At 71.2% G+C, this 21,711-nt stretch carries 20 protein-coding genes and 1 pseudogene; 10 read left to right on the forward strand and 11 right to left on the reverse strand.

The genetic code is table 11. The features are described 5' to 3' along the window. Positions 1-25: 25 nt before the first annotated feature. A complete protein-coding gene (locus E6R60_RS17910) occupies positions 26-1,048 on the forward strand; it encodes a polysaccharide deacetylase family protein (protein ID WP_136327582.1) in 1,023 nt (340 codons plus the stop codon). Then, positions 1,045-1,170, forward strand: a pseudogene (locus E6R60_RS37475) (polysaccharide deacetylase family protein); the annotation flags it as partial. The gene E6R60_RS17910 and the pseudogene E6R60_RS37475, both read left to right, overlap by 4 nt. On the opposite strand, the gene E6R60_RS17920 reads toward E6R60_RS37475, so the two are convergent. Then, entirely contained in the window at positions 1,161-1,748 is a 588-nt protein-coding gene (locus E6R60_RS17920; RefSeq protein WP_240802619.1) for a hypothetical protein, read from the reverse strand. The pseudogene E6R60_RS37475 and the gene E6R60_RS17920 overlap by 10 nt on opposite strands. A gap of 341 nt (positions 1,749-2,089) precedes the next feature. Between E6R60_RS17920 and groES the strand changes: the two genes are divergently transcribed. After that, on the forward strand, positions 2,090-2,398 hold the full coding sequence (gene groES / locus E6R60_RS17925) for a co-chaperone GroES (protein WP_024490209.1): 309 nt from the start codon (positions 2,090-2,092) through the stop codon (positions 2,396-2,398). A 103-nt stretch (positions 2,399-2,501) separates the two neighbouring features. After that, on the forward strand, positions 2,502-4,124 hold the full coding sequence (gene groL / locus E6R60_RS17930) for a chaperonin GroEL (RefSeq protein WP_136327583.1): 1,623 nt from the start codon (positions 2,502-2,504) through the stop codon (positions 4,122-4,124). A 566-nt stretch (positions 4,125-4,690) separates the two neighbouring features. Here groL and E6R60_RS17935 read toward each other — a convergent pair. From E6R60_RS17935 to E6R60_RS17955, 5 genes are all read right to left on the reverse strand, one after another. Continuing rightward, complete coding sequence (locus E6R60_RS17935) at positions 4,691-5,719, reverse strand: hydroxyacid dehydrogenase (RefSeq protein ID WP_136327584.1); 1,029 nt, start codon at positions 5,717-5,719, stop codon at positions 4,691-4,693. 36 nt (positions 5,720-5,755) lie between these two features. Continuing rightward, positions 5,756-6,610, reverse strand: a complete 855-nt coding sequence (locus E6R60_RS17940; protein WP_136327585.1) for a carbohydrate ABC transporter permease — start codon at positions 6,608-6,610, stop codon at positions 5,756-5,758. Next, the gene (locus E6R60_RS17945; protein WP_136327586.1) at positions 6,607-7,500 is read right to left on the reverse strand and encodes a sugar ABC transporter permease; all 894 of its coding nucleotides are present in this window, start codon (positions 7,498-7,500) and stop codon (positions 6,607-6,609) included. The genes E6R60_RS17940 and E6R60_RS17945 overlap by 4 nt, the downstream gene beginning before the upstream one ends. After that, positions 7,500-8,828, reverse strand: a complete 1,329-nt coding sequence (locus E6R60_RS17950) for a sugar ABC transporter substrate-binding protein (RefSeq protein WP_136327587.1) — start codon at positions 8,826-8,828, stop codon at positions 7,500-7,502. Before E6R60_RS17950 ends, E6R60_RS17945 begins: the two co-directional genes overlap by 1 nt. A gap of 147 nt (positions 8,829-8,975) precedes the next feature. Next, a complete protein-coding gene (locus E6R60_RS17955; RefSeq protein WP_136327588.1) occupies positions 8,976-10,061 on the reverse strand; it encodes a substrate-binding domain-containing protein in 1,086 nt (361 codons plus the stop codon). Positions 10,062-10,271: 210 nt separating this feature from the next. Here E6R60_RS17955 and E6R60_RS17960 point away from each other — a divergent pair, with 210 nt between their 5' ends. Then, positions 10,272-11,801, forward strand: a complete 1,530-nt coding sequence (locus E6R60_RS17960) for a right-handed parallel beta-helix repeat-containing protein (RefSeq protein ID WP_168713634.1) — start codon at positions 10,272-10,274, stop codon at positions 11,799-11,801. Between the two features lie 8 nt (positions 11,802-11,809). Here the strand turns inward: E6R60_RS17960 and E6R60_RS17965 are convergent, their stop codons facing one another. Both E6R60_RS17965 and E6R60_RS17970 read right to left on the reverse strand, forming a co-directional pair. Beyond that, on the reverse strand, positions 11,810-12,583 hold the full coding sequence (locus tag E6R60_RS17965; RefSeq protein ID WP_136327590.1) for an SDR family oxidoreductase: 774 nt from the start codon (positions 12,581-12,583) through the stop codon (positions 11,810-11,812). A gap of 10 nt (positions 12,584-12,593) precedes the next feature. After that, complete coding sequence (locus E6R60_RS17970) at positions 12,594-13,307, reverse strand: MOSC domain-containing protein (RefSeq protein WP_136327748.1); 714 nt, start codon at positions 13,305-13,307, stop codon at positions 12,594-12,596. A gap of 89 nt (positions 13,308-13,396) precedes the next feature. Here E6R60_RS17970 and E6R60_RS17975 point away from each other — a divergent pair, with 89 nt between their 5' ends. Beyond that, positions 13,397-14,287 carry a LysR family transcriptional regulator gene (locus E6R60_RS17975; protein ID WP_136327591.1) on the forward strand — a complete coding sequence of 297 codons (891 nt, stop codon included), beginning with the start codon at positions 13,397-13,399 and terminating at the stop codon, positions 14,285-14,287. 94 nt (positions 14,288-14,381) lie between these two features. On the opposite strand, the gene E6R60_RS17980 is transcribed toward E6R60_RS17975, so the two are convergent. Continuing rightward, the gene (locus E6R60_RS17980; RefSeq protein ID WP_018550557.1) at positions 14,382-14,708 is read right to left on the reverse strand and encodes a WhiB family transcriptional regulator; all 327 of its coding nucleotides are present in this window, start codon (positions 14,706-14,708) and stop codon (positions 14,382-14,384) included. Between the two features lie 411 nt (positions 14,709-15,119). Here E6R60_RS17980 and E6R60_RS17985 point away from each other — a divergent pair, with 411 nt between their 5' ends. The 4 genes from E6R60_RS17985 to E6R60_RS18000 all read left to right on the forward strand — a co-directional run bounded on the left by E6R60_RS17985 (position 15,120) and on the right by E6R60_RS18000 (position 19,615). Beyond that, positions 15,120-15,731 carry a response regulator transcription factor gene (locus tag E6R60_RS17985; protein WP_003948568.1) on the forward strand — a complete coding sequence of 204 codons (612 nt, stop codon included), beginning with the start codon at positions 15,120-15,122 and terminating at the stop codon, positions 15,729-15,731. 417 nt (positions 15,732-16,148) lie between these two features. Continuing rightward, positions 16,149-16,724, forward strand: coding sequence for a sigma-70 family RNA polymerase sigma factor (locus E6R60_RS17990; protein ID WP_136327592.1), 576 nt, complete (start codon positions 16,149-16,151; stop codon positions 16,722-16,724). A 159-nt stretch (positions 16,725-16,883) separates the two neighbouring features. Continuing rightward, a complete protein-coding gene (gene guaB, locus E6R60_RS17995) occupies positions 16,884-18,386 on the forward strand; it encodes an IMP dehydrogenase (protein WP_136327593.1) in 1,503 nt (500 codons plus the stop codon). 104 nt (positions 18,387-18,490) lie between these two features. Continuing rightward, positions 18,491-19,615: a GuaB3 family IMP dehydrogenase-related protein gene (locus E6R60_RS18000; RefSeq protein ID WP_136327594.1), complete on the forward strand. Its 1,125-nt coding sequence runs from the start codon at positions 18,491-18,493 to the stop codon at positions 19,613-19,615. A gap of 76 nt (positions 19,616-19,691) precedes the next feature. Here the strand turns inward: E6R60_RS18000 and E6R60_RS18005 are convergent, their stop codons facing one another. Both E6R60_RS18005 and E6R60_RS18010 read right to left on the reverse strand, forming a co-directional pair. Further along, positions 19,692-20,285, reverse strand: a complete 594-nt coding sequence (locus tag E6R60_RS18005) for a hypothetical protein (protein ID WP_136327595.1) — start codon at positions 20,283-20,285, stop codon at positions 19,692-19,694. Between the two features lie 106 nt (positions 20,286-20,391). Continuing rightward, the gene (locus tag E6R60_RS18010) at positions 20,392-21,654 is read right to left on the reverse strand and encodes a nucleotide sugar dehydrogenase (RefSeq protein WP_136327596.1); all 1,263 of its coding nucleotides are present in this window, start codon (positions 21,652-21,654) and stop codon (positions 20,392-20,394) included. Positions 21,655-21,711 lie beyond the last annotated feature (57 nt).

Genomic DNA, 21,711 nt, shown 5'->3' on the forward strand with positions numbered 1-21,711 from the left:
CTCCGGGCTGGCAGGATGCGGCGCCATGCAGCTGGTACGACAAAAGGAAGAATCTGCCATGAAGAGGCGCAGACCGGGTGGGGTGTCAGGTGTGCGGGGCCCCGCGGGGCACGGCCGGAGCCGGCTGCGGTGCCGGCCGGCGTACGCGGTCCTCGCCGCGCTCCTGGTCGCCGCGGCCGGCTCGGGCTGCGCGGCCGGGACCGGTGCTCGCACCGCGTCCGACCCCGATCCCGGCCGCGTGGCCGCGGCCAGGGCGGGGCAGCCGGGCGGCCCCCCGGCGGGAGCGGCGGGTTCGGTCGCGGCGCAGGCCCGGAAGGCGCGCCTCGCCCAGGCCGCACGGGCCGTCGCCGCCAGGAAGTGGGGTCTGGCGAGCACCCCGCTGACTCCGCCGGCGCCACCCGCCGTGAAGCCGCGCCTCACCACCCGCGAAGGCTTCGAGGTCGAGGGCGGCGACGCCTCGCTGCCACCGGTCTTCACCACCGTCCCCACCGACAAGAAGATCGTCTTCCTGACGATGGACGACGGGGACGACAAGGACCCCGAGCTGCTGAAGATGATGGCGGAGCTGAACATCCCGTACAGCGCCTTCCTCACGGACTACCTCGTGCGTGACGACTACGCGTACTTCAAGGAGGCCCAGGCGCGCGGTGCGGTCCTCGGCAACCACACGATGAACCACCGCTACATGCCCGGCCTCTCCCACGAGGAGCAGGAGCGGGAGATCTGCGACCAGCAGGACATCATGGAGCAGCAGTTCGGCGAGCGCCCCCGGCTCTTCAGGCCGCCGTACGGCAACTACAACGGCGACACCCTGCGGATCGCCAAGTCCTGCGGCATCACGGCCGTGCCCCTGTGGGCGGCCGAGGCGTTCCCCGACCACATGGAGTGGCGGGAGGAGGACAGGGACCTGCACCCCGGCGACATCATCCTCACCCACTTCCGGGGCGAGAAGGACTGGAAGGGCAGCATGCCCGACATGATCCGCAACGTCATGAAGGTCGTCACGGACAAGGGGTACGCCGTGGCCCGGCTGGAGGACTACGTATGACAAGGGCGCACCGGCTGCTGGCCGGACTGCTGACCGCCGGTGCGCTCCTGACCGCGACCGCCGGCTGCGCGCAGTCGGTGGACCCGATCGAGCGCCTGGGCCGGAAGGCGGCTCAGCGGGTGAAGCCGTCACCGAGCGTGCCGGCGGCGCGCGGTGACCACGGGGCCCCGGGGGCGAGGGTCGTCATCGGCTGCGGCGGGCGCTCTCCGGTCCGCGGGTACGCGGAGCGGCTGGTGCGGTCGCGCGGAGGGGCCGCGGACGCGGGGTGCACGAGGCGGTAGTCGCTGTGCCACGCCAGGAACGTCAGGACGCACAGCACGCACGCGGCGAGCAGCTGGACGACGCCCGCCAGGGGCAGGCCGTGGCGCAGCAGCACCACGCCGATCAGGCAGGCCGCCGCGGTGAACGAGGCGAGAGTGAGCGTGGCGGACCAGTCCATGGCGGACGGTCCGCTCCCCGCGGTCGGGCGCGGGCCGGGGATCTCGGCGGGAATCCCGCCCTGGCCCGCGGACACCGGCCGGGCCCGGCCCGGCTCCGGGCGCGTGTGCGCGTACAGAACGACGCCACAGATCAAGGACTCCAGGGCGACGGCCAGCAGACCGAGCACCACGTCGAGGCAGCCGGTCACGAGCGGGCCCGGCCGTGAGGCGCCCCGCCGTGCGGTGCCCGGCCCGGAGGGTCCCCCGACTCGCATGCGCATGACGCCACCGTCGTACGGAACGGTGCGCCCGGCCCCGGCGTTGTCCCTACGGTGACCGGACCGTTGCACGGGCGCAGCCGCGCGGGAACCGGCCCGGGCGGTGCGAGAAGCAGGGCGTGGCCGCCGTACGAGCAGCGGGGCCCGTACGCCACGAGGGGCGTGAATTGGCACTCCGCTTGACCGAGTGCTAATCGCGGTCATAGTCTCAGTGCTGGCACTCCCCACTGGAGAGTGCCAGCAGTTCTGTGCGACCGGCAGGTCCGGCACCCGCGACGACGGGCCCACCTGGTCGCCACCCCAAAGACTGATAACCCCGTGAGATCTCCGAAGGGGGAGACCGGATCGTGTCGACCAGCACCAAGGTTGCGATCAAGCCGCTCGAGGACCGTATTGTGGTCCAGCCGCTCGACGCCGAGCAGACCACGGCCTCCGGCCTGGTCATTCCGGACACTGCCAAGGAGAAGCCCCAGGAGGGCGTCGTCCTGGCCGTGGGCCCGGGCCGCTTCGAGAACGGCGAGCGCCTGCCGCTCGACGTCAAGACCGGCGATGTCGTGCTGTACAGCAAGTACGGCGGCACCGAGGTGAAGTACAACGGCGAGGAGTACCTCGTCCTCTCGGCTCGCGACGTGCTCGCGATCATCGAGAAGTAATTCACTTAACGTTTGCTTCTGTTCTGCGCCCCTGGCCCCCTGCGAGATAACTAGCCGGGCGGCAGGGGCGCAGTTCTTGTTTTTGAGAGGACAGTTCAGCTCCATGGCGAAGATCCTGAAGTTCGACGAGGACGCCCGTCGCGCCCTCGAGCGCGGCGTCAACAAGCTTGCCGACACGGTGAAGGTGACGATCGGTCCGAAGGGCCGCAACGTCGTCATCGACAAGAAGTTCGGTGCGCCCACCATCACCAACGACGGTGTCACCATCGCGCGCGAGGTCGAGCTGGACGACCCGTACGAGAACCTCGGTGCCCAGCTGGTGAAGGAGGTCGCGACCAAGACCAACGACGTAGCCGGTGACGGTACGACCACCGCCACCGTGCTAGCCCAGGCGCTCGTCCGCGAGGGCCTGCGCAACGTGGCCGCGGGCGCGTCCCCGGCCGCCCTCAAGAAGGGCATCGACGCCGCGGTCAAGGCCGTGTCCGAGGAGCTCCTCGCGACCGCCCGCCCGATCGACGACAAGTCCGACATCGCCGCCGTGGCCGCGCTCTCCGCGCAGGACGCCCAGGTCGGCGAGCTCATCGCGGACGCGATGGACAAGGTCGGCAAGGACGGTGTCATCACCGTCGAGGAGTCCAACACCTTCGGTCTGGACCTCGACTTCACCGAGGGCATGGCCTTCGACAAGGGCTACCTGTCCCCCTACATGGTGACCGACCAGGAGCGTATGGAGGCCGTCCTCGACGACCCGTACATCCTGATCCACCAGGGCAAGATCGGCTCGATCCAGGAGCTGCTGCCGCTCCTGGAGAAGGTCATCCAGGCCGGTGCCTCCAAGCCGCTGCTGATCATCGCCGAGGACGTCGAGGGCGAGGCCCTGTCGACCCTGGTCGTCAACAAGATCCGTGGCACCTTCAACGCCGTCGCGGTGAAGGCCCCGGGCTTCGGTGACCGCCGCAAGGCCATGCTCGGCGACATCGCCACCCTCACGGGTGCGACCGTCATCGCCGAGGAGGTCGGCCTCAAGCTCGACCAGGCCGGTCTGGACGTGCTGGGCACCGCCCGCCGCGTGACCGTCTCCAAGGACGACACCACCATCGTCGACGGTGGCGGCAAGTCCGACGAGGTCGCCGGCCGCGTCAACCAGATCAAGGCCGAGATCGAGTCCACGGACTCCGACTGGGACCGCGAGAAGCTCCAGGAGCGCCTGGCGAAGCTCGCAGGCGGTGTCTGCGTGATCCGCGTCGGCGCCGCCACCGAGGTGGAGCTCAAGGAGAAGAAGCACCGTCTGGAGGACGCCATCTCCGCGACCCGCGCCGCGGTCGAGGAGGGCATCGTCTCCGGTGGTGGCTCCGCTCTGGTCCACGCCGTCAAGGTCCTTGAGGGCAACCTCGGCAAGACCGGCGACGAGGCCACCGGTGTCGCGGTCGTGCGCCGCGCCGCCGTCGAGCCGCTCCGCTGGATCGCGGAGAACGCGGGCCTCGAGGGCTACGTCATCACCTCGAAGGTCTCCGAGCTCGACAAGGGCCAGGGCTTCAACGCCGCGACCGGCGAGTACGGCGACCTGGTGAAGGCCGGCGTCATCGACCCGGTCAAGGTCACCCGCTCCGCCCTGGAGAACGCCGCGTCCATCGCGTCGCTGCTGCTCACGACCGAGACCCTGGTCGTCGAGAAGCCTGCCGAGGACGAGGCCGAGGCCGGCCACGGCCACGGCCACTCGCACTAGCGTGTAGCTGCCCCGCGTAAGCGGTGAGGCCCGGTACCCCGCAAGGGGCACCGGGCCTTTCGCGTGCGCGGAGGGAGCCGCGCCCCCTGCCCGGCGTTGAGGCGGCGTGGAGGCTCGCCGACCGCGTACGGCCTCGCCGGCCGCTTTCGGGTTGGCGGGACGCCGTCGGGCTGGCTGCCGCCTTCGGGCTGGCCGGTCGCCTTCGGGCTCCCGGCCCCCTTCGGGCTCCCGGCCCCCTTCGGCCTCGCCGGCCCCCTTCGGCCTCGCCGGCCCCCTTCGGTCTCGCCGGCGATGGGGGGCTCGGCCACATCAAGCCCCTCCGGCGATTGAGGAGCGGGGGTGCGGGGGCAGCGCCCCCGGGGCTCCGCCCCGGACCCCGCTCCTCAATCGCCGGAGAGGCTTGAGTGGCCGGTGTGGCCATATCGGCTGAAGGCCAGCGGGGCGAGCCCGGCCGTCCGGACGGGTTGAAGGCGAGCCGGGCCAGCCGGACGGGCTGAAGGCCAGCCGGACGGGTTGAAGCCGGCCGGGCCGTCCGGGCCAGCCGGGCGGAGCGGGCAACGCGTGCGCTATGCCGAGCGCGACAGCGCGCCCCCGTGGACCGGGTCCGCGAACGGCCGCCCGGACGCGAAGCGTTCCAGCTCGTCCAGCGCGTGGTCCGCCATCCGGTGCAGCTCGTCGCCCAGCGAGCCGGCGATGTGCGGGGTCAGCAGGACGTTCGGCAGGTCGTACAGCGGTGAGGACGCCGGAGGCAGGTCGGGGTCCGTCACGTCCAGGACCGCGTGCAGCCGCCCGCTCGTCACCTCCGGCAGCAGCGCCTCCTCGTCGACCAGCGAGCCGCGCGCGGTGTTGACCAGCGTCGCGCCCGCCGGCATCGCCGCCAACTGGGCGGCGCCGATGAGGTGGTGCGTCTCGGGCAGCTGCGGGGCGTGCACCGAGACGACGGAGCTGCTCGCGCACAGGTCGTCGAGCGTGGTGAGCCGGACACCCAGCCCGGCCGCCTCCTCCGCGCCGACGTACGGGTCGTACAGCAGGACGTCCAGGTCGAAGGGGCGCAGCAGCTCGATCACCCGCCGGCCGATGCGGGAGGCGCCGACGATCCCCACCGTGCGGCGGTAGTTGCCGGCGCCGTGCAGCTCCGCGAGCCAGTCGTGGCCCGCGCGCAGGGTCCGGTAGCGGTCCGCGGAGAGCAGGACGCGCTTGCCGGCGAAGAGGATCGCCGCGAGGGTGAACTCGGCGACCGGCAGCGCGTTGGCCCCGGCCGCCGAGGTGACGGCGATGCCCCGCTCCCAGCAGGCGTCGGTGATGTGGTGCTTCACGGACCCGGCGGCGTGCACCACCGCCCGCAGCCGGGGGGCGGCTGCCAGGACCGGAGCGGTGAGGGGCGTGGCGCCCCAGCAGGTGAACAGCACCTCGGCCTCGGCGAGCGCGGCCGCCACCTCGGGGGTCGGATCGGCCAGGTCGTGGGCGACGAGACGCGTGTCCGTCCGGGTGAGACCGGCCAGCCGGGTGTGGTGCCGTTCGGCGAGGAGGCGCCCGGCGATGCCGGGGCCCATCGCGAGCAGGGCGCGGGGCCGGTTGTCAGTGGCGTGCGGCATGGTGGGACTCGTACTCCTCGGGGCTCGCATGGACGGTCACTTGACGCTTCCGGCGGTCAGTCCCGCCTTCCAGTGCCGCTGCAGGGAGACGAAGGCGACGATCAGCGGGATGACGGCGAGGAGCGAGCCGGTGACGACGAGCGGGTAGAAGCCGGGCTCGCCATGGGTGTTGGTGTTCCACGCGTACAGGCCGAGGCTCAGGGGGAAGAGCTCGCGGTCCGAGAGCATCACGAGGGGGAGGAAGAAGTTGTTCCAGATCGCGGTGAACTGGAAGAGGAAGACCGTCACGAACCCCGGCATGACCATGGGCAGTCCGACGGACCAGAAGATCCGCAGCTCGCCCGCCCCGTCGATACGGGCTGCCTCCAGCGCCTCGTCCGGTATGTAGCCGGAGCTGAACACCCGGGCGAGATACACGCCGAACGGGTTGACGAGCACCGGGATCAGCACCGCCCAGTAGGTGTTCACCAGGCCGACCTCGGACGCCAGCAGGTACATCGGCAGGGCGAGCGCGGTGGTGGGCACGAGCACCCCCATCAGCACCAGGCCGAACAGCTGGTCCTTGCCCCGGAACGCGTACTTGTCGAAGGCGTATCCCGCCGCGACGCAGATCAGCGAGCAGACGACCGCCCCGCCGCCCGCGTACAGAAGGCTGTTGAGGTACCAGCGGAAGTAGATGCCGTCGCCGTAGGAGGCCAGGTTCGAGAGGTTCTCGCCGAGGTTGAAGCCGTCGAAGGAGAACGCGTTGCCGGCGAGGAGACCGCCGGTGTCCTTCGTGGCGGCGGTGACCAGCCACACCAGCGGGAAGAGCATGTAGACGACGGCGAGCAGCAGGAAGCCGTTGACGGCGGTCTTCGACATCCAGCGGCCGCGGGAGGCGGGGGAACTCATGCTTTCTTGCCCTTCCGGCCGGTGAGACGGGTGACGACGAAGGACAGCAGCGCTGCCGTGAGCGCCAGCAGGAGGGAGGCGGCCGCGGCGAGGCCGTAGTCGTTGCGTTCGAAGGCCGCGGTGTACGCGTACATGTTCGGCGTCCAGGTGGAGGTGACGGCGGAGCCGGTCCCCTTGTTGAGGATCAGCGGCTCGGTGAACAGCTGGAGCGAGCCGATGACGGTGAACAGGGCGACCATCACGACGGAGGCGCGGATCAGCGGGACCTTGATGCCGATCGCGATGCGCCAGGCCCCCGCCCCGTCGACCGTGGCGGCTTCGAGCACGGAGCGGTCGATGGCCTGCAACGCGGCATAGAAGATCACCATGTTGTAGCCGAGCCATTCCCACAGCGCGATGTTGACGACCGAGGGCAGGGCGCCTCCGGGGGAGAAGAAGTCGAAGCCGATGCCGCCGGACTCCATCGCGTCGACCACCGGGCTGAGCTGCGGCGTGTAGAGGTACACCCAGATCAGCGCGGCGATGATGCCGGGCACCGCGTGCGGCAGGAACAGCGCGAGCTGGAAGAACCGGCGGGCGCGGGCCAGTGTGGAGTCCAGCAGCAGGGCGAGGGCGAGGGCTCCGGCGAGGAGCAGCGGGATGTAGAAGAGGCAGTACCCGAGGAGTACGCCGAAGCCCTCGCGGAACGCCCGGTCGCCCAGGGCCGCCGTGTAGTTGTCGAGTCCGCTGAAGACGGTCTCGGTGCCGCCGAAGCCCAGGCCGGACTGCTTCTCGGTGAACAGGCTGAGCCAGACCGCGTAGCCGATCGGCAGCACCATCGCCAGCGTGAACAGTACGAAGAAGGGCCCCAGCAGGACGGCGGCGGCTCTGGTGGTCCGGGCGCGCTTCATCAGCCTGCGTCCTCGACCTTCAGGCCGCGCTTCTTCAGCTCGGCGACGGTGGCGTCATGCCCGGCCCGCACGGCGTCCTCGACGGTGGTGCCACCGCTCGCGACCTTGCCGAACTGGTCCTTCATGGTGGTGTTCGTGGTGCCGGTCGTCGGGCCCCAGGTCCAGTTCGGGCCGATGGACGTCGCCGCGTCCTCGAACACCCGGTAGATGTCCTCGCCGCCGTAGAAGTCCGCGTCGAAGGCCTTCTTCGCGACCGGCCGCAGGGACGCCGCGGCAGGGAAGGCGCTGGACGTGCCGGACTCGATGCGGGCCTTGATGCCTTCCTCGGTGGTCGACATCCAGGTGGCGAACTCGACCGCGGCCTTCGCCTTCTTGCTGGTCTTCGTCACCGCGAAGGTGGAGCCGCCGAGCATCCCGCTGGCCGGCTTGCCGTCCCAGCTGGGCATCGGGGCGACGGCCCACTTGCCGCTCTGCTCGGGCAGGGTGCCCTTGAGGACGCCGGCGCCCCAGGCCGCGCCGAGGTAGCCGATGGTGCCGCCGTTCTTGAGGGAGTTGGTCCATTCGGGGCTGAAGGAGGCGTTGGCGCGGATCAGGTCGTCGTCGAGCAGGCCCTGCCAGTAGTCGGCGACCTTGGCGGTGCCCGCGTCGGTGGTGTTCACCTTCCAGGTGTCGCCCTCGGGCTTGTACCACTGGGCGCCCGCCTGCCAGGCCATCGCCTGGAAGGTGGTCGGGTCGTCGGGGAAGAACGTGCCGATCCGGGCCTTGCCGTCGGCCTTCTTGACCTTCTCGGCCGCCTCGCGGAACTCGGCCCAGGTCTTGGGGACCTCGACGCCGTACTTCGCGAAGAGGTCCTTGCGGTAGTAGAACGACTGCGGCGAGGCGTCGAAGGGGACGGCCCAGTTCTTTTCGCCGAGGGTAGTCAGCTCCACCGCCTGGGGCAGCAGCTTCTTCCTGACGTCCTCGGTGAAGTACGGACCGATGTCCTGGAGCGCACCCTGGCTGACGTACTCGGGGAGCTGCGGGTACTCGATGGAGACGAGGTCGGGGGCGTTGCCCGCCTTCACGGCGTTGGAGATCTTGGCGTAGCCGCCCGCGTTGCCGGACGGGATCTCCTCGTACACCACCTTGATGTTCGTGTGCGAGGCGTTGAACGCGTCGACGACTTCCTTCGATCCCTTGGCCCAGCCCCAGAAGGTGATGCTGACGGGCTTGCCGTCACTTCCGGCGGCGGCATCGTCGTCTCCGCTGCCGCCACAGGCCGTGAGAACGGCGAGGGCGGTGGCGGCGCCGACTACGGCGAGGGACGTTCTGCTCCAACTGCGGCTCACGGCGAGGGCTCCTGAACAGGCGGCGACATGGCGATGGCCGTGATCCTTGGACCAGCCGTGACCGAAGTCAAGAGCGAAAGAGCGATTGATCGAAAAAAGATCAGAAGAGTTGCGTACGGAAGGTGCGCCGGAGGGTGCCGGAGCGCTCTACGGGAGGGGCCCTCCGCAGGAGTCCCTGACCCGCAGCTGGGGGAGCAGGGTCAGATGCCGCCGGGGGGCCCCGGAGCCTTGGCCCAGCCGCTCCACCAGCAGCTCGGTCGCATGGCGGCCCACCTCCCGCTTGGGCGGGGCCACGGCGGTGAGCGGGGTGTCCGCGAGCGCCGCCACCTCGTCGTCGTACGCGATCAGCGCGAGGTCCTCCGGTACCCGCACGCCCAGCTCCGCCAGACGCTGCACCACCTGGATCGCGTCCACGTCGTTGTGGATCAGGGCCGCGGTCGCCACCCCGGAGTGGACCGCCTCGCGCAGTGCCCGCACGGCCTCCTCGAAGGCGTCCGGGGCGAGTTCGGCCGGTACCGAATCGATCACCTCCTGCGGGGCGCGCAGTCCGAGCACGGTCAGCGCGTCCGCGTATCCCGAGCGCACCGCCAGCGCCGTCGGGGAGTCCGCCCGGGCCATCAGCAGCGGTGCTCCGTGCCCGAGGCCCACCAGGTGCCGCACGGCCAGCAGCACCCCGTGCGCGTGGTCCGAGCAGACGCGGTCCAGGCCGTCGAGGGACGACCCGGCGGCGGGCCTGCGCTCGAGCAGGACGGTCGGAACGGGCAGCGAGCCGATCCAGTCGCCGAACGCGGAGGGGTCGCCCGGATGCTGCCAGCCGGGCGCGACCAGCAAGCCCTCGGCGCCCGCGGCCAGCAGCCCCTCGGTGCGGGCGTGGTCCTCCTGCGGGCGGTAGTCCGAGATCCGGAGGATCAGCCGGGCGCCCGCCCGGGCGGCGGCTTCGTGGGCGCCCCGGATGACCTCGGCGAAGTAGTAGGTCGCGGAGGGCGCGAGCATGCCGAGGACCAGGCCGTTGCCCGCGCCGGCGGGACCGGTGGCGGGGGCGGAGTCCTGGGGCCAGGACACCGACCCGTGGACCCGGTCGAGCAGGCCGCGGCCGGCCAGGTCCTCGACGTCCCGGCGCACCGTGACGGGCGAGACGCCCAGCTGCGAGGCGAGGTCCGACACCCGGGCGGAGCCCCGGTCCCGTACCAGCCCGAGCAGGCGGTCATGGCGTTCAGCAGCACTTTCGCGCACGGCGGCAGTCCCCTCGCAGTGTGTGGCCCGGCCCCCGGCCGGGGCGCCGGAGCCGATGTCCGACCCTAGTCCAGCGTGATCGAACGATGGGAGTTTCGATCATTCAAACGTAATCCATTGACGTTCGATCAATCCGAGTCCAGGATTCCCGGCGACGCCGACCCGGCCGGTCCCGGCCGCCCCGAACCTGACTGTTCGTACGGAGGAATTGTGAGACATCGCGCCACCGCCGCCGCGCTCGCGGCCCTGACCGCCGCCGCCGGTCTGACCCTCGCGGGCCCGGGCCCCGCCCAGGCGGCACCCGCCGGCCGGACCTTCCACGTCGACTGCGGCGCTGCTCCTGAAGGGGCGACCGGAAGCAGGCGGCATCCCTGGACGACCCTGGCCGAAGCCAACGCACACCCCTACGGGCCGGGCGACCGGCTCCTCTTCAAACGCGGCGCCACCTGCACCGGCGGCCTCGCCCCCACGGGCGCCGGCTCCGCCCGCGCACCGTTCACCATCGCCGACTACGGCAACGCGCCGGCCCGCGCCCGCCTGGACGGCGCCGGCGCCCACGACACCGTTCTGCTCTCCAACACCCAGTACGTGCACCTCAGGAACCTGGAGATCACCAACGCCGACCACCCCGGCAGCGAGCGCAACGGCGTCCGCCTGCGCCTGACCGACTACGGCGTCGCCCGCGGCTTCGACATCCGCGGCCTCTACATCCACGACGTACGCGGCGGCGACCACAAGACCGTGTCCGGCTCCAGCGCCATCCACATCGCGGTCCAGGGCACGGCGAAGGCCAGCTGGTACGACGGTCTGGACATCGGCCACAACCGCATCGAGGACGTCGACCGTGAAGGCGTCTACTTCAAGTCGACCTTCTCCAAGCGTGATCTGGTCGGCCAGCAGCAGGACCCGAACGCCTACCCGGGGGAGTGGACCCCCAGCACCGGCGTCCGCGTCCACCACAACACCCTGAAGTCCCTGGCGGGCGACGGCATGAAGCTCGACACCACGAGCGGCGCCCGCGTCGACCACAACCGGATCGACGGCTTCCAGCTCCGCTCGCCCTCCGCCAACGCGGGCATCTGGACCTTCAACACCGACGACACGACCGTCGAGTACAACGAGGTCTCGGGCGGCGGCAACACCCACGACGGCATGTCCTTCGACGCGGACGGCGCCTCGCGGAACACCGTCTTCCAGTACAACCACAGCCACGACAACAAGGGCGGCTTCCTGCTGATCTGCCCCTACAGCGGTGCGAAGACCCTCGGCACGGTCGCCCGCTACAACGTCAGCAGCAACGACGGCGCCCGTCTGATCCAGAACTGCTGGGGCCCGATCCTCGGCACCGAGATCTACCACAACACCTTCCGCAACACGGAGCAGATCCCCGGGTACCTCGTCCAGGACGACGCCGGCAGCCCCGCCACCACCCAGCACGAACTGTCGATCCGCAACAACGTCTTCGTGAGCGGAGGCACCGGCGGCTACGCCTTCAAGAACCCCACCCCCGGGCTCTCCTTCGCGCACAACGCCTTCTACGGCATCGACATGACGCGCCCGAACCCCGGCGGCATCACGGCCGACCCGAGGCTCCGCGACGACTTCCGGCTCGGCGCGGGCTCGCCCGCCCTCGCCGCCGGAGCCGTCATCGAGGACAACGGCGGCAAGGACTACTTCGGCAACCGGCTGAAGCCCGGCGTCCCCAACATCGGCGCCTACGCGGGCCGCGGCGTGGGGTAACCCACCGCTCACCGGGGCCCGTACTTGCGGCCTGTCTTGGAGGTCACCCCTCCGAGCAGGCCGCGCGGCGTCACCTTCACCAGACCCATCAGCGCCTTGTACCGCGCGTCCGGCACCGAGACCTGCTTGCCGCGTGCCAGGTCCGCCAGGGCGGCGGCCACCAGCTTGTCGGCGTCGAGCCACATCCAGCCGGGGATGCTGCCGGTGCCCATCCCCGCCCGCTGATGGAACTCGGTCCGTACGAAGCCCGGGCAGAGCGCCATCATGCGCACCCCCGAACCGGCCAGGTCCTTCGCGACGCCCTGGGTGAACTGCACGACCCACGCCTTGGACGCCCCGTACGTACCGCGCGGCACGAACGCGGCCACCGAGGCCACGTTCACGACGCCGCCCCTGCCGCGCTCCCTCATGCCGGCCGCGGCCGCCGAGGTCAGCCGCAGAACCGCCTCGCAGTGCACCTTCAGCATCGTCAGCTCGTCGGCCATGGACACGTCGAGGAACTGGCCCTTGTTGCCGAACCCGGCGTTGTTCACCAGCAGATCGACCGCCTGCCTGCGGTCCGCAAGCCGGGCCTCGACGGCGGCGATCCCCTCGTCCAGGGACAGGTCCGCGGTCAGCACCTCGGCCTCGATGCCATGCCGGTCGTGCAGTTCGGTGGCCTGTTCGCGCAGCCGGTGGGTGTCGCGGGCCACCAGCACCAGGTTGTGCCCGTCAGCCGCGAGCCGCCGCGCGAAGGCGGCCCCGATGCCCGCGGTCGCGCCCGTAATCAGTGCAGTCGTCATACGCGGCACGTTAGTGCCCCGCGTGCGCCTCCGGACGACCCGACCGGCGCTCGCCGTCCGCCCCCTGGCGCGCCACGTACTCGCGCGCCTTCCGCAGGGCCAGGGGGTGCAGTGCCTCGCCGGCCGCCAGCAGCCGCGGCAGCAGCTCCCGCTGGGTCGTCACGGCCCGGAACTGCAGGTCCACGGTCACCCCGTGGACCGGCCGGTGCACGATCTCGACCCGATCGCCGCCCCGGATGCCGCCCGGCGTGATCACCCGCAGATACGCCCCGGGGGCCGCCGCCTGCGTGAACCGCCTGACCCAGCGGTCCTGGCCGAGGTGGCCCGCGAACGTACGGCACGGAATCCGGCCGGAGGTGACCTCCAGGACCAGCTCGGCGCCGATCCGCCAGCGCTCACCGATGAGCGCACCGCTGACCGTCACCCCGCTCGTGGTCAGGTTCTCGCCGAACGAGCCGTTGGCCAGCGGGCGCCCCAGCTCCCGCTCCCACGCGTCGAGCTCCTCACGGGCGAAGGCGTACACGGCCTGGTGCGAGCCGCCGTGGTGGCGCAGGTCGCAGACCGCGTCCCCGGCCACCCCGCTGCCGCCCTCGCCCTCCGGGCCCGGGTCGCCGACCGCTATGAGGCCCTCGACGGGGTGCTTGTCGATCCCGGTCAGACCGCCCGGGGAGTCGGTGTAGGACACGGGTGCCGGGCGGCCGGCGTTCACGGTCAGCACAGTCATCGCAGTCATGCCCGCACGGTAGCGACAACCGACCCAAAGGTGCGCGGCAATAATGCGCGAGGGGTCCAAGAGTCCCTTATATTCGAGGGGTGATCGAAGCCCGTCATCTCCGAGTCCTGCGCGCCGTGGCCGGCACCGGCTCCTTCTCGGCCGCCGCCCGCGAGCTGGGCTGCACCCAGCCCGCCGTGAGCCAGCAGATGAAGGCGCTGGAGTCCTCGGCGGGCACCCCCCTGCTCATCCGCACCGGACGCGAGATGCGGCTGACCCAGGCCGGCGAGGCGCTCGTACGCCACGCGTCGGGCATCCTCGCCGGGCTCACCGCCGCGGAGGAGGAGGTCGCCGCGATCGCCGGGCTGCGGGCCGGCCGGGTCCGGCTGGTCTCGTTCCCCAGCGGCAGCTCCACCCTCGTGCCGGGCGCCCTGGCCGCGCTCCGGGCCGCTCACCCCGGTACCCGGGTCTCCCTGGTCGAGGCGGAGCCGCCCCGCTCGGTCGAGATGCTCCGCGACGGCGACTGCGACATCGCGCTGGCCTTCCGGTACGGCACGCAGGGCGCCGAGTGGGACGACCTGGTGGTGCGGCCGCTGCTCACCGACCGGCTGATCGGCCTGGTTCCCGAGGGGCACGGGCTCGCGGACCGGGACGAGGTGGGCATCGGCGAACTCGCCGGGGAGCCGTGGATCGCCGGCTGTCCGCGCTGCCGCCGGCAGCTGGTGGAGGTCTGCGAGGCGTCCGGCTTCACGCCCCGGATCGACTTCGCCACCGACGACTACCCCGCGGTGATCGGCCTGGTCGGCGCGGGGCTCGGGGTGGCCGTCCTCCCGGCGCTGGCGATCGAGTCGGTACGCCCGAGGGGGGCCAGGACCGTCTCGGTGGAACCCGCCATCGAGCGCGAGATCGTCGCGCTGACCCTGCCCGACCTGGCGCACGTCCCGGCGGTGGCGGCCACGCTGGACCAGCTGTCGCTGGCGGCCGCGCGCTGAGCGGCCGGGCGCGGTCCCGCCGGCCCCGGCGCGTGCCCCGGTGCGGGCCGGGCTTGGTGAAGAAACGTTTCTGTTGTGCTCCGCCGCGGTGGGGTCAGCCGTGCCCGGGCGGGGACGAGGGCGCGGCCGCGCTGATCAGCCGGTTGCGTGCGCGGCCCATGAGCTCCTCGCGCTCGTCCTCGGTCAGCCCTCCCCACACCCCGTAGGGCTCGCGTACCGCCAGCGCGTGCGCGGCGCACTCGGCGCGTACCGGGCAGCGCATGCAGACCTCTTTCGCGGAGGTCTCGCGGGCGCTCCGGGCGGCTCCGCGTTCCCCCTCGGGGTGGAAGAACAGTGAGCTGTCGACCCCGCGGCAGGCCGCCAGCAGCTGCCAGTCCCACAGATCGGCGTTGGGTCCGGGAAGGCGGGAGAAATCTGCCATTGCTTGTCCCCTCGAAACCGTGCTGAGTCGGAAACGTCGTGGTCGTCCGTCGTGCCGTGCCCCTGACCGTACATCTACGGTCGTAGTAGATGTAAATATGACTGATTGCGAATCTAGCCACAGACACCAGCAAAAGGGAAGAAATCCCGCTAAATGGTGCATAAGTTCGCCGGAAGGTTCGGTTGACGGCTGGACCACCCCGTGGCGTTCTCCTCCGTGTACGGCCCCTCACGTAGAGTGCCGAACTCGGTTGTCCGACCCGTAACTCTTTCGAGTGACCATCGTTGAGAGTGCGGAGGCGGTTGGCAGAGAAGGCGATCGGGCAGATGTCCGAGAGCGTCAACCGCACAGGTGACGACTGGTAACAGCCTGGAGGCTCAAGGTGACGCGCATCAGCTTCGGAGGGCGGTCATGACATCCGTTCTCGTCTGCGACGATTCCCCGCTTGCCCGAGAAGCGCTCCGCCGCGCGGTCGCGACCGTGCCCGGCGTCGAGCGTGTGACGACGGCGGCCAACGGGGAGGAAGTCCTCCGCCGCTGGGGCGCCGACCGTTCGGATCTGATTCTGATGGACGTACGCATGCCCGGTCTGGGCGGTGTGGAGACCGTCCGCCGGCTGCTCTCCGCCGATCCCGGGGCGCGGATCATCATGCTGACCGTCGCCGAGGACCTGGACGGGGTCGCTCTGGCGGTCGCCGCCGGGGCCCGCGGCTATCTGCACAAGGACGCCTCCCGGGCCGAGCTCCGGGCGACCGTCACCCAGGCCCTGGCCGACCCGACGTGGCGGCTCGCCCCGCGCCGGCTGCGGTCGGCGGAGATGGGTGCGGCGCCCACGCTCACGGCACGCGAGATCCAGGTGCTCGAAGGGATGAGCCACGGCCGCTCCAACGCGGAGATCGGCCGTGAGCTGTTCCTCTCGGAGGACACGGTGAAGACGCACGCCAGGCGCCTCTTCAAGAAGCTCGGCGCCTCCGACCGCGCGCACGCGGTGGCGCTCGGCTTCCGCTGGGGCCTGGTCCGCTGAGCGGCTGCCGGGTGTCCTCGGGCCCACCCCGGTCCGGGATGACCCGACGGACTCCGTCGGCCGGCCGGGACCGGCCGGCCGATCCACTCCCCGTCCGCTCGCGGGCGGACGGGGCGACCCCGGGCCGGGCACCGCTCCGCGGACGGCGGTCCGGCGGCGCGTCCCAGGGGTGCGGAGCCGGCCCGAGTCCCCGGACGCGACCGCTCGTACCCCGGCCGTGCGGCCCGTCGCCCCGCGGTATGTGACGCTTCCCGGCCGATGACGCATCCTTGATACGTGGAGTTCCTCGGGAACGATTCGGTCGAGCGGAAGGGGAGGGCGCAGGACATGACTTCCGGCGCACCCGCTCATAACGCTTCAGTGCACAACTACGGACGCGGTGCCGCGGATGATGCGGCGCCGGGGCACCATGGTCCGATGCGCGAGGACGGAACGACGGCGATCGGCGCCCTGGTGCATCGCGCCGTCGAGGGCGACGCGCAGGCCACGCACGACCTGCTGGCCCATGTCCACCCCCTCGCCCTGCGCTACTGCAGATCCCGGCTGAACCGGCTGCCCGGTGATGCCCGTCACTTCGTGGAGGACCTGGCGCAGGAGGTCTGCGTCGCGGTGCTGATGGCGCTGCCGCGCTACAAGGACACCGGCAGACCCTTCGAAGCCTTCGTGTTCGCCATCGCCGGCCACAAGGTGGCCGACCTCCAGCGGGCCGCGATGCGGCACCCGGGATCGACCGCGGTGCCCTCCGACGAGATGCCGGAGCGGCCCGACGATTCGCTGGGGCCCGAGGAACGGGCGCTGCTCAGCAGCGATGCCGCCTGGGCGAAGAAGCTGCTCGCCAACCTTCCGGACAACCAGCGCGAGCTGCTGGTCCTGCGGGTCGCCGTCGGGCTCACCGCCGAGGAGACCGGACAGATGCTCGGCATGTCACCGGGCGCCGTCCGGGTCGCCCAGCACCGTGCGCTCAGCCGGCTGCGCGCCCTCGCGGAACAGTGAGACCGCGGCGGCCGGCCCGGCGGGCGAGCCGCCGTGGGCCGTGCCCGGGCCCGTAGAAAGCTACAGAACCCCCGGGTGATCTTGCTCGTGGAATGAGACGCCTCCGGAGGCCGTTAGCATGGACATCCGCACCGATCAAGGCCATTTGGGGAAGGTGTCATGACTGCAAACGTCGACGGAGTGCCCGAGAAATTCGCGACGCTCGGGCTGACATACGACGACGTGCTGCTGCTGCCGGGCGCATCAGAGGTGCTGCCCAACGCGGTCGACACCTCGACGCTCATCTCGCGGAACGTACGCGTGAACATCCCGCTGCTCTCCGCCGCGATGGACAAGGTGACCGAGGCGCGCATGGCCATCGCCATGGCCCGTCAGGGCGGCGTCGGCGTACTGCACCGCAATCTGTCGATCGAGGACCAGGTCAACCAGGTCGACCTGGTGAAGCGGTCCGAGTCCGGCATGGTCACCGACCCGATCACGGTCAGCCCGGACGCCACGCTCGGCGACGCGGACGCGCTCTGCGCCAAGTTCCGCATCAGCGGCGTCCCGGTCACCGATCCGGCGGGCAAGCTGCTCGGCATCGTCACCAACCGCGACATGGCCTTCGAGTCGGACCGCTCGCGCCAGGTCCGCGAGGTCATGACGCCGATGCCCCTGGTCACCGGCCGGGTCGGCATCTCCGGCGTGGACGCCATGGAGCTGCTGCGCCGCCACAAGATCGAGAAGCTTCCGCTGGTCGACGAGGCGGGCATCCTCAAGGGCCTCATCACGGTCAAGGACTTCAAGAAGGCCGAGCAGTACCCGACGGCGGCCAAGGACGCCGAGGGCCGCCTGCTCGTCGGCGCGGCCGTCGGCGCCAGCCCGGAGGCGCTGGACCGCGCCCAGGCGCTGGCCGGCGCCGGGGTGGACTTCCTGATCGTCGACACCTCGCACGGCCACAACAGCAACGCCCTCAACTGGATGGCGAAGATCAAGTCGGCCGTCAACGTGGACGTCATCGGCGGCAACGTCGCGACCCGCGACGGCGCCCAGGCCCTGATCGACGCCGGCGTGGACGGCGTCAAGGTGGGCGTCGGACCCGGTTCGATCTGTACGACGCGTGTGGTCGCCGGCATCGGCGTCCCGCAGGTCACCGCGATCTACGAGGCCGCGCTGGCCGCCCGTGCGGCGGGCGTCCCGGTCATCGGTGACGGCGGCCTCCAGTACTCCGGCGACATCGGCAAGGCGCTCGCCGCCGGTGCCGACAGCGTGATGCTGGGCTCCCTCCTCGCGGGCTGCGAGGAGTCGCCGGGCGAGCTCCAGTTCATCAACGGCAAGCAGTTCAAGTCGTACCGCGGCATGGGCTCCCTGGGCGCGATGCAGTCCCGTGGGCAGGGCCGCTCGTACTCGAAGGACCGCTACTTCCAGGCCGAGGTGGCCTCCGACGACAAGCTCGTCCCCGAGGGCATCGAGGGCCAGGTGCCCTACCGCGGCCCGCTGGCCAACGTGCTGCACCAGCTCGTCGGCGGTCTCCGCCAGACGATGGGCTACGTGGGCGCGGCCTCGGTCGACGAGATGGAGAGCAAGGGCCGCTTCGTCCGGATCACCTCGGCGGGGCTCAAGGAGAGCCACCCGCACGACATCCAGATGACGGTCGAAGCACCGAACTACAGCAGGAAGTAACACGACAGCGCAGGTGAGGGGCGGACCGGGGACTCCGGGCCGCCCCTCACCTGTGTGTCGGGGATACTGGACAGCGCAGACGTAGAGGGAAAGGCCACACCATCGTGACTGAGATCGAGATCGGGCGCGGCAAGCGCGGCCGCCGGGCGTACGCATTCGACGACATCGCCGTCGTCCCGAGCCGCCGGACCCGCGACCCGAAGGAGGTCTCGATCGCCTGGCAGATCGACGCCTACCGCTTCGAGCTGCCGTTCCTGGCCGCTCCCATGGACTCCGTCGTCTCCCCGCAGCACGCCATCCGCATCGGTGAGCTCGGCGGCCTCGGGGTGCTCAACCTGGAAGGCCTGTGGACCCGGCACGCCGACCCGCAGCCGCTCCTCGACGAGATCGCGGAGATGCCCGTCGAGTCCGCGACCCGCCGGCTCCAGGAGATCTACTCCGCCCCCATCCAGGAGGAGCTGATCGGCCGGCGCATCAAGGAGGTGCGCGACGCGGGCGTCGTCACCGCCGCCGCGCTCTCCCCGCAGCGCACCGCCCAGTTCTCCAAGGCCGTCGTCGACGCGGGCGTGGACATCTTCGTCATCCGCGGTACGACGGTCTCCGCCGAGCACGTCTCGGGCGCGGCCGAGCCGCTCAACCTGAAGCAGTTCATCTACGAGCTGGACGTCCCGGTGATCGTCGGCGGCTGTGCCACGTACACCGCGGCCCTCCACCTGATGCGCACGGGCGCGGCCGGTGTCCTGGTCGGCTTCGGCGGCGGCGCCGCGCACACCACCCGCAACGTCTTCGGCATCCAGGTCCCGATGGCGACCGCGGTCGCCGATGTGGCCGGGGCCCGCCGCGACTACATGGACGAGTCCGGCGGCCGGTACGTGCACGTGATCGCGGACGGCGGCGTCGGCTGGTCCGGTGACATCCCCAAGGCCGTCGCCTGCGGTGCGGACGCCGTGATGATGGGCTCCCCGCTCGCCCGTGCGACGGACGCGCCGGGCCGCGGCCGGCACTGGGGCATGGAGGCCGTCCACGAGGACGTGCCGCGCGGCAAGCTGGTCGACCTGGGCTCCGTCGGCACGACGGAGGAGGTCCTCACCGGACCCTCGCACACCCCCGACGGCTCGATGAACATCTTCGGCGCGCTGCGCCGGGCGATGGCGACGACGGGGTACAGCGACCTCAAGGAGTTCCAGCGCGTCGAGGTCACGGTGGCGGACTCGCAGCACCGGCGCTGAGTCCTCGGGACATGACGGGAGGGCCCGTACCGCGCTTCGCGGTACGGGCCCTCCGTCATACAGGGGGAGCCCGGGACTAGTCCGCGGCCTTCTTCGTACCGGAGAACGCGGCCACGGCCGCGATGACGAAGAAGAGGTACGTGATGAAGTCCGAGTCGGCCTTCCACGCCTCGTTCAGCAGGCTGAAGTGGTCGAAGAACAGCTCGGAGACCGTGACGGGCAGTTCCTTGGAGCCGATGATCGCCTCACCGAGCAGCTGCCCGAAGTAGACGGCGACCAGCGAGAGGACGGCGCTCAGGACCGGCAGGACCGGGTTGCGGCCGCCCACCTTGCCCGCGGCGAAGCCGACGACGAAGCCGACACCCACGGCCGCATAGCCGATCTCGTGCTTGGTCGCACCGATGATCGCGCCGTAGATGGCTGCGGCGACCACAGCGGCGACCACGGCGGCGAGGATGCCGAGACCGATGTTGTCCCGCGCGGGCGCCACCGGCGCGAACGGTGCGCCGCCGCCGAACGGGGCGCCGACCGGCTGCTGGCCCGCGAACGGGTTGCCGGTCGGGGCGCCGGGCTGCGGCTGGCCGGGCTGCGCGGCGTACGGGTTGCCGTCCTGGGGCTGGGCGCCGTACGGCGGCTGCGGCTGGTTCGGCGGTGGTACGGGCGTGCTCATGGTGGGTTCCCCCTGGGACGATGACGCACGAGTGTGCGATGAGTGACGCCGCAGGCTAGCAGTCGGTTCGGACATCGACCCACCGGAATCCTTGGGGGAACTGCGATCAGAGCCGGTGCGCGGCCCCGGCCGGGGTCGCGCCACGGGTGTCGAGGAGGAGTTGCGCCTTCACCGCGAGTCCCTGGAGGTCGTACGTGCGGTGGTGCTGGAGCAGCACTGTCAGATCGGCGCTGGAGGCCGCTTCGTACAGCGAGTCGGCACGGGGCACCGGGAGTTCGCGTACGCGCCAGTCCAGGACGTGCGGATCGTGGTAGCCGATCTGGGCGCCCATGTCCATCAGCCGGGTGGCGATCTCGCGGGCGGGGGACGCCTCCTGGTCGGCGAGGTCCGGCTTGTAGGTGACGCCGAGGAGCAGGATCCGGGCGCCGCGCACGGACTTGCCGTGCTCGTTGAGGAGGGTGGCGCAGCGCTGGATCACGTACTGCGGCATCCGGTCGTTGATCTCCTGGGCGAGCGAGACCATCCGCAACGGGTGCCCGGGGGTGCGGGTGTTGTACGGGAGGTAGCCCGGGTCGACCGGGGCGCCGTGGCCGCCGACGCCGGGGCCGGGGCGGAAGGGCTGGAAGCCGAAGGGTTTGGTCTCGGCGCACCGGATGACGTCCCAGAGGTCGACGCCGAGGTCGTGGCAGAGCACGGCCATCTCGTTGACCAGGGCGATGTTGACGTGCCGGAAGTTGGTCTCCAGGACCTTCGTCATCTCCGCCTCGCGCGGGCCGCGGGCGCGGACGACCTTGTCGGTGAGCCGGCTGTAGAAGGCGGCGGCCGATTCGGTGCAGGCGGGGGTGAGGCCGCCGATGACCTTGGGGGTGCTGGCGTAGCCGTGGGTGCGGTTGCCCGGGTCGAGCCGGCTGGGGGAGTGGGCGAGGTGGAAGTCGCGTCCGCCGCGCAGTCCCGAGCCCTCTTCGAGGAGGGGGAGCAGGAAGTTCTCGGTGGTGCCGGGCGGGACGGCCGATTCCAGCAGCACGGTGGTGTGCGGGCGCAGCCGGGCCGCCAGGGCGCGGGCCGCGTCACCCACGCCGGTGAGGTCGAGGGTGCGGTCCGGGCCCAGGGGAGTGGGCGCGCAGATGACGGCGGTACGGACCCGGCCCAGCTCGGCCTGGTCGGTGGTGGGGCGGAATCCTCCGGAGAGCATCCGGCGGATGTCGGACGCGGTGAGCGATCCTTCGACGGGGGTGCGGCCCGCGGAGAGCTCCGCGAAGGCCCGGGGGTCGGTGTCGTAGCCGACGGTCTGGATACCGGCGGCGACGGCGGCTTGGGCGAGGGGCAGGCCGAGGTGACCGAGTCCGATGACGGCGAGGTCTGCAGGCACGTGGGTGGCCGTCCTTCCCTAAGACCATGGAGACAGAAAGCGCAACCGCTGAGGGCA

Origin of the sequence: Streptomyces sp. A0642 (assembly GCF_004795105.1) — a bacterium.
Lineage (GTDB): Bacteria > Actinomycetota > Actinomycetes > Streptomycetales > Streptomycetaceae > Streptomyces.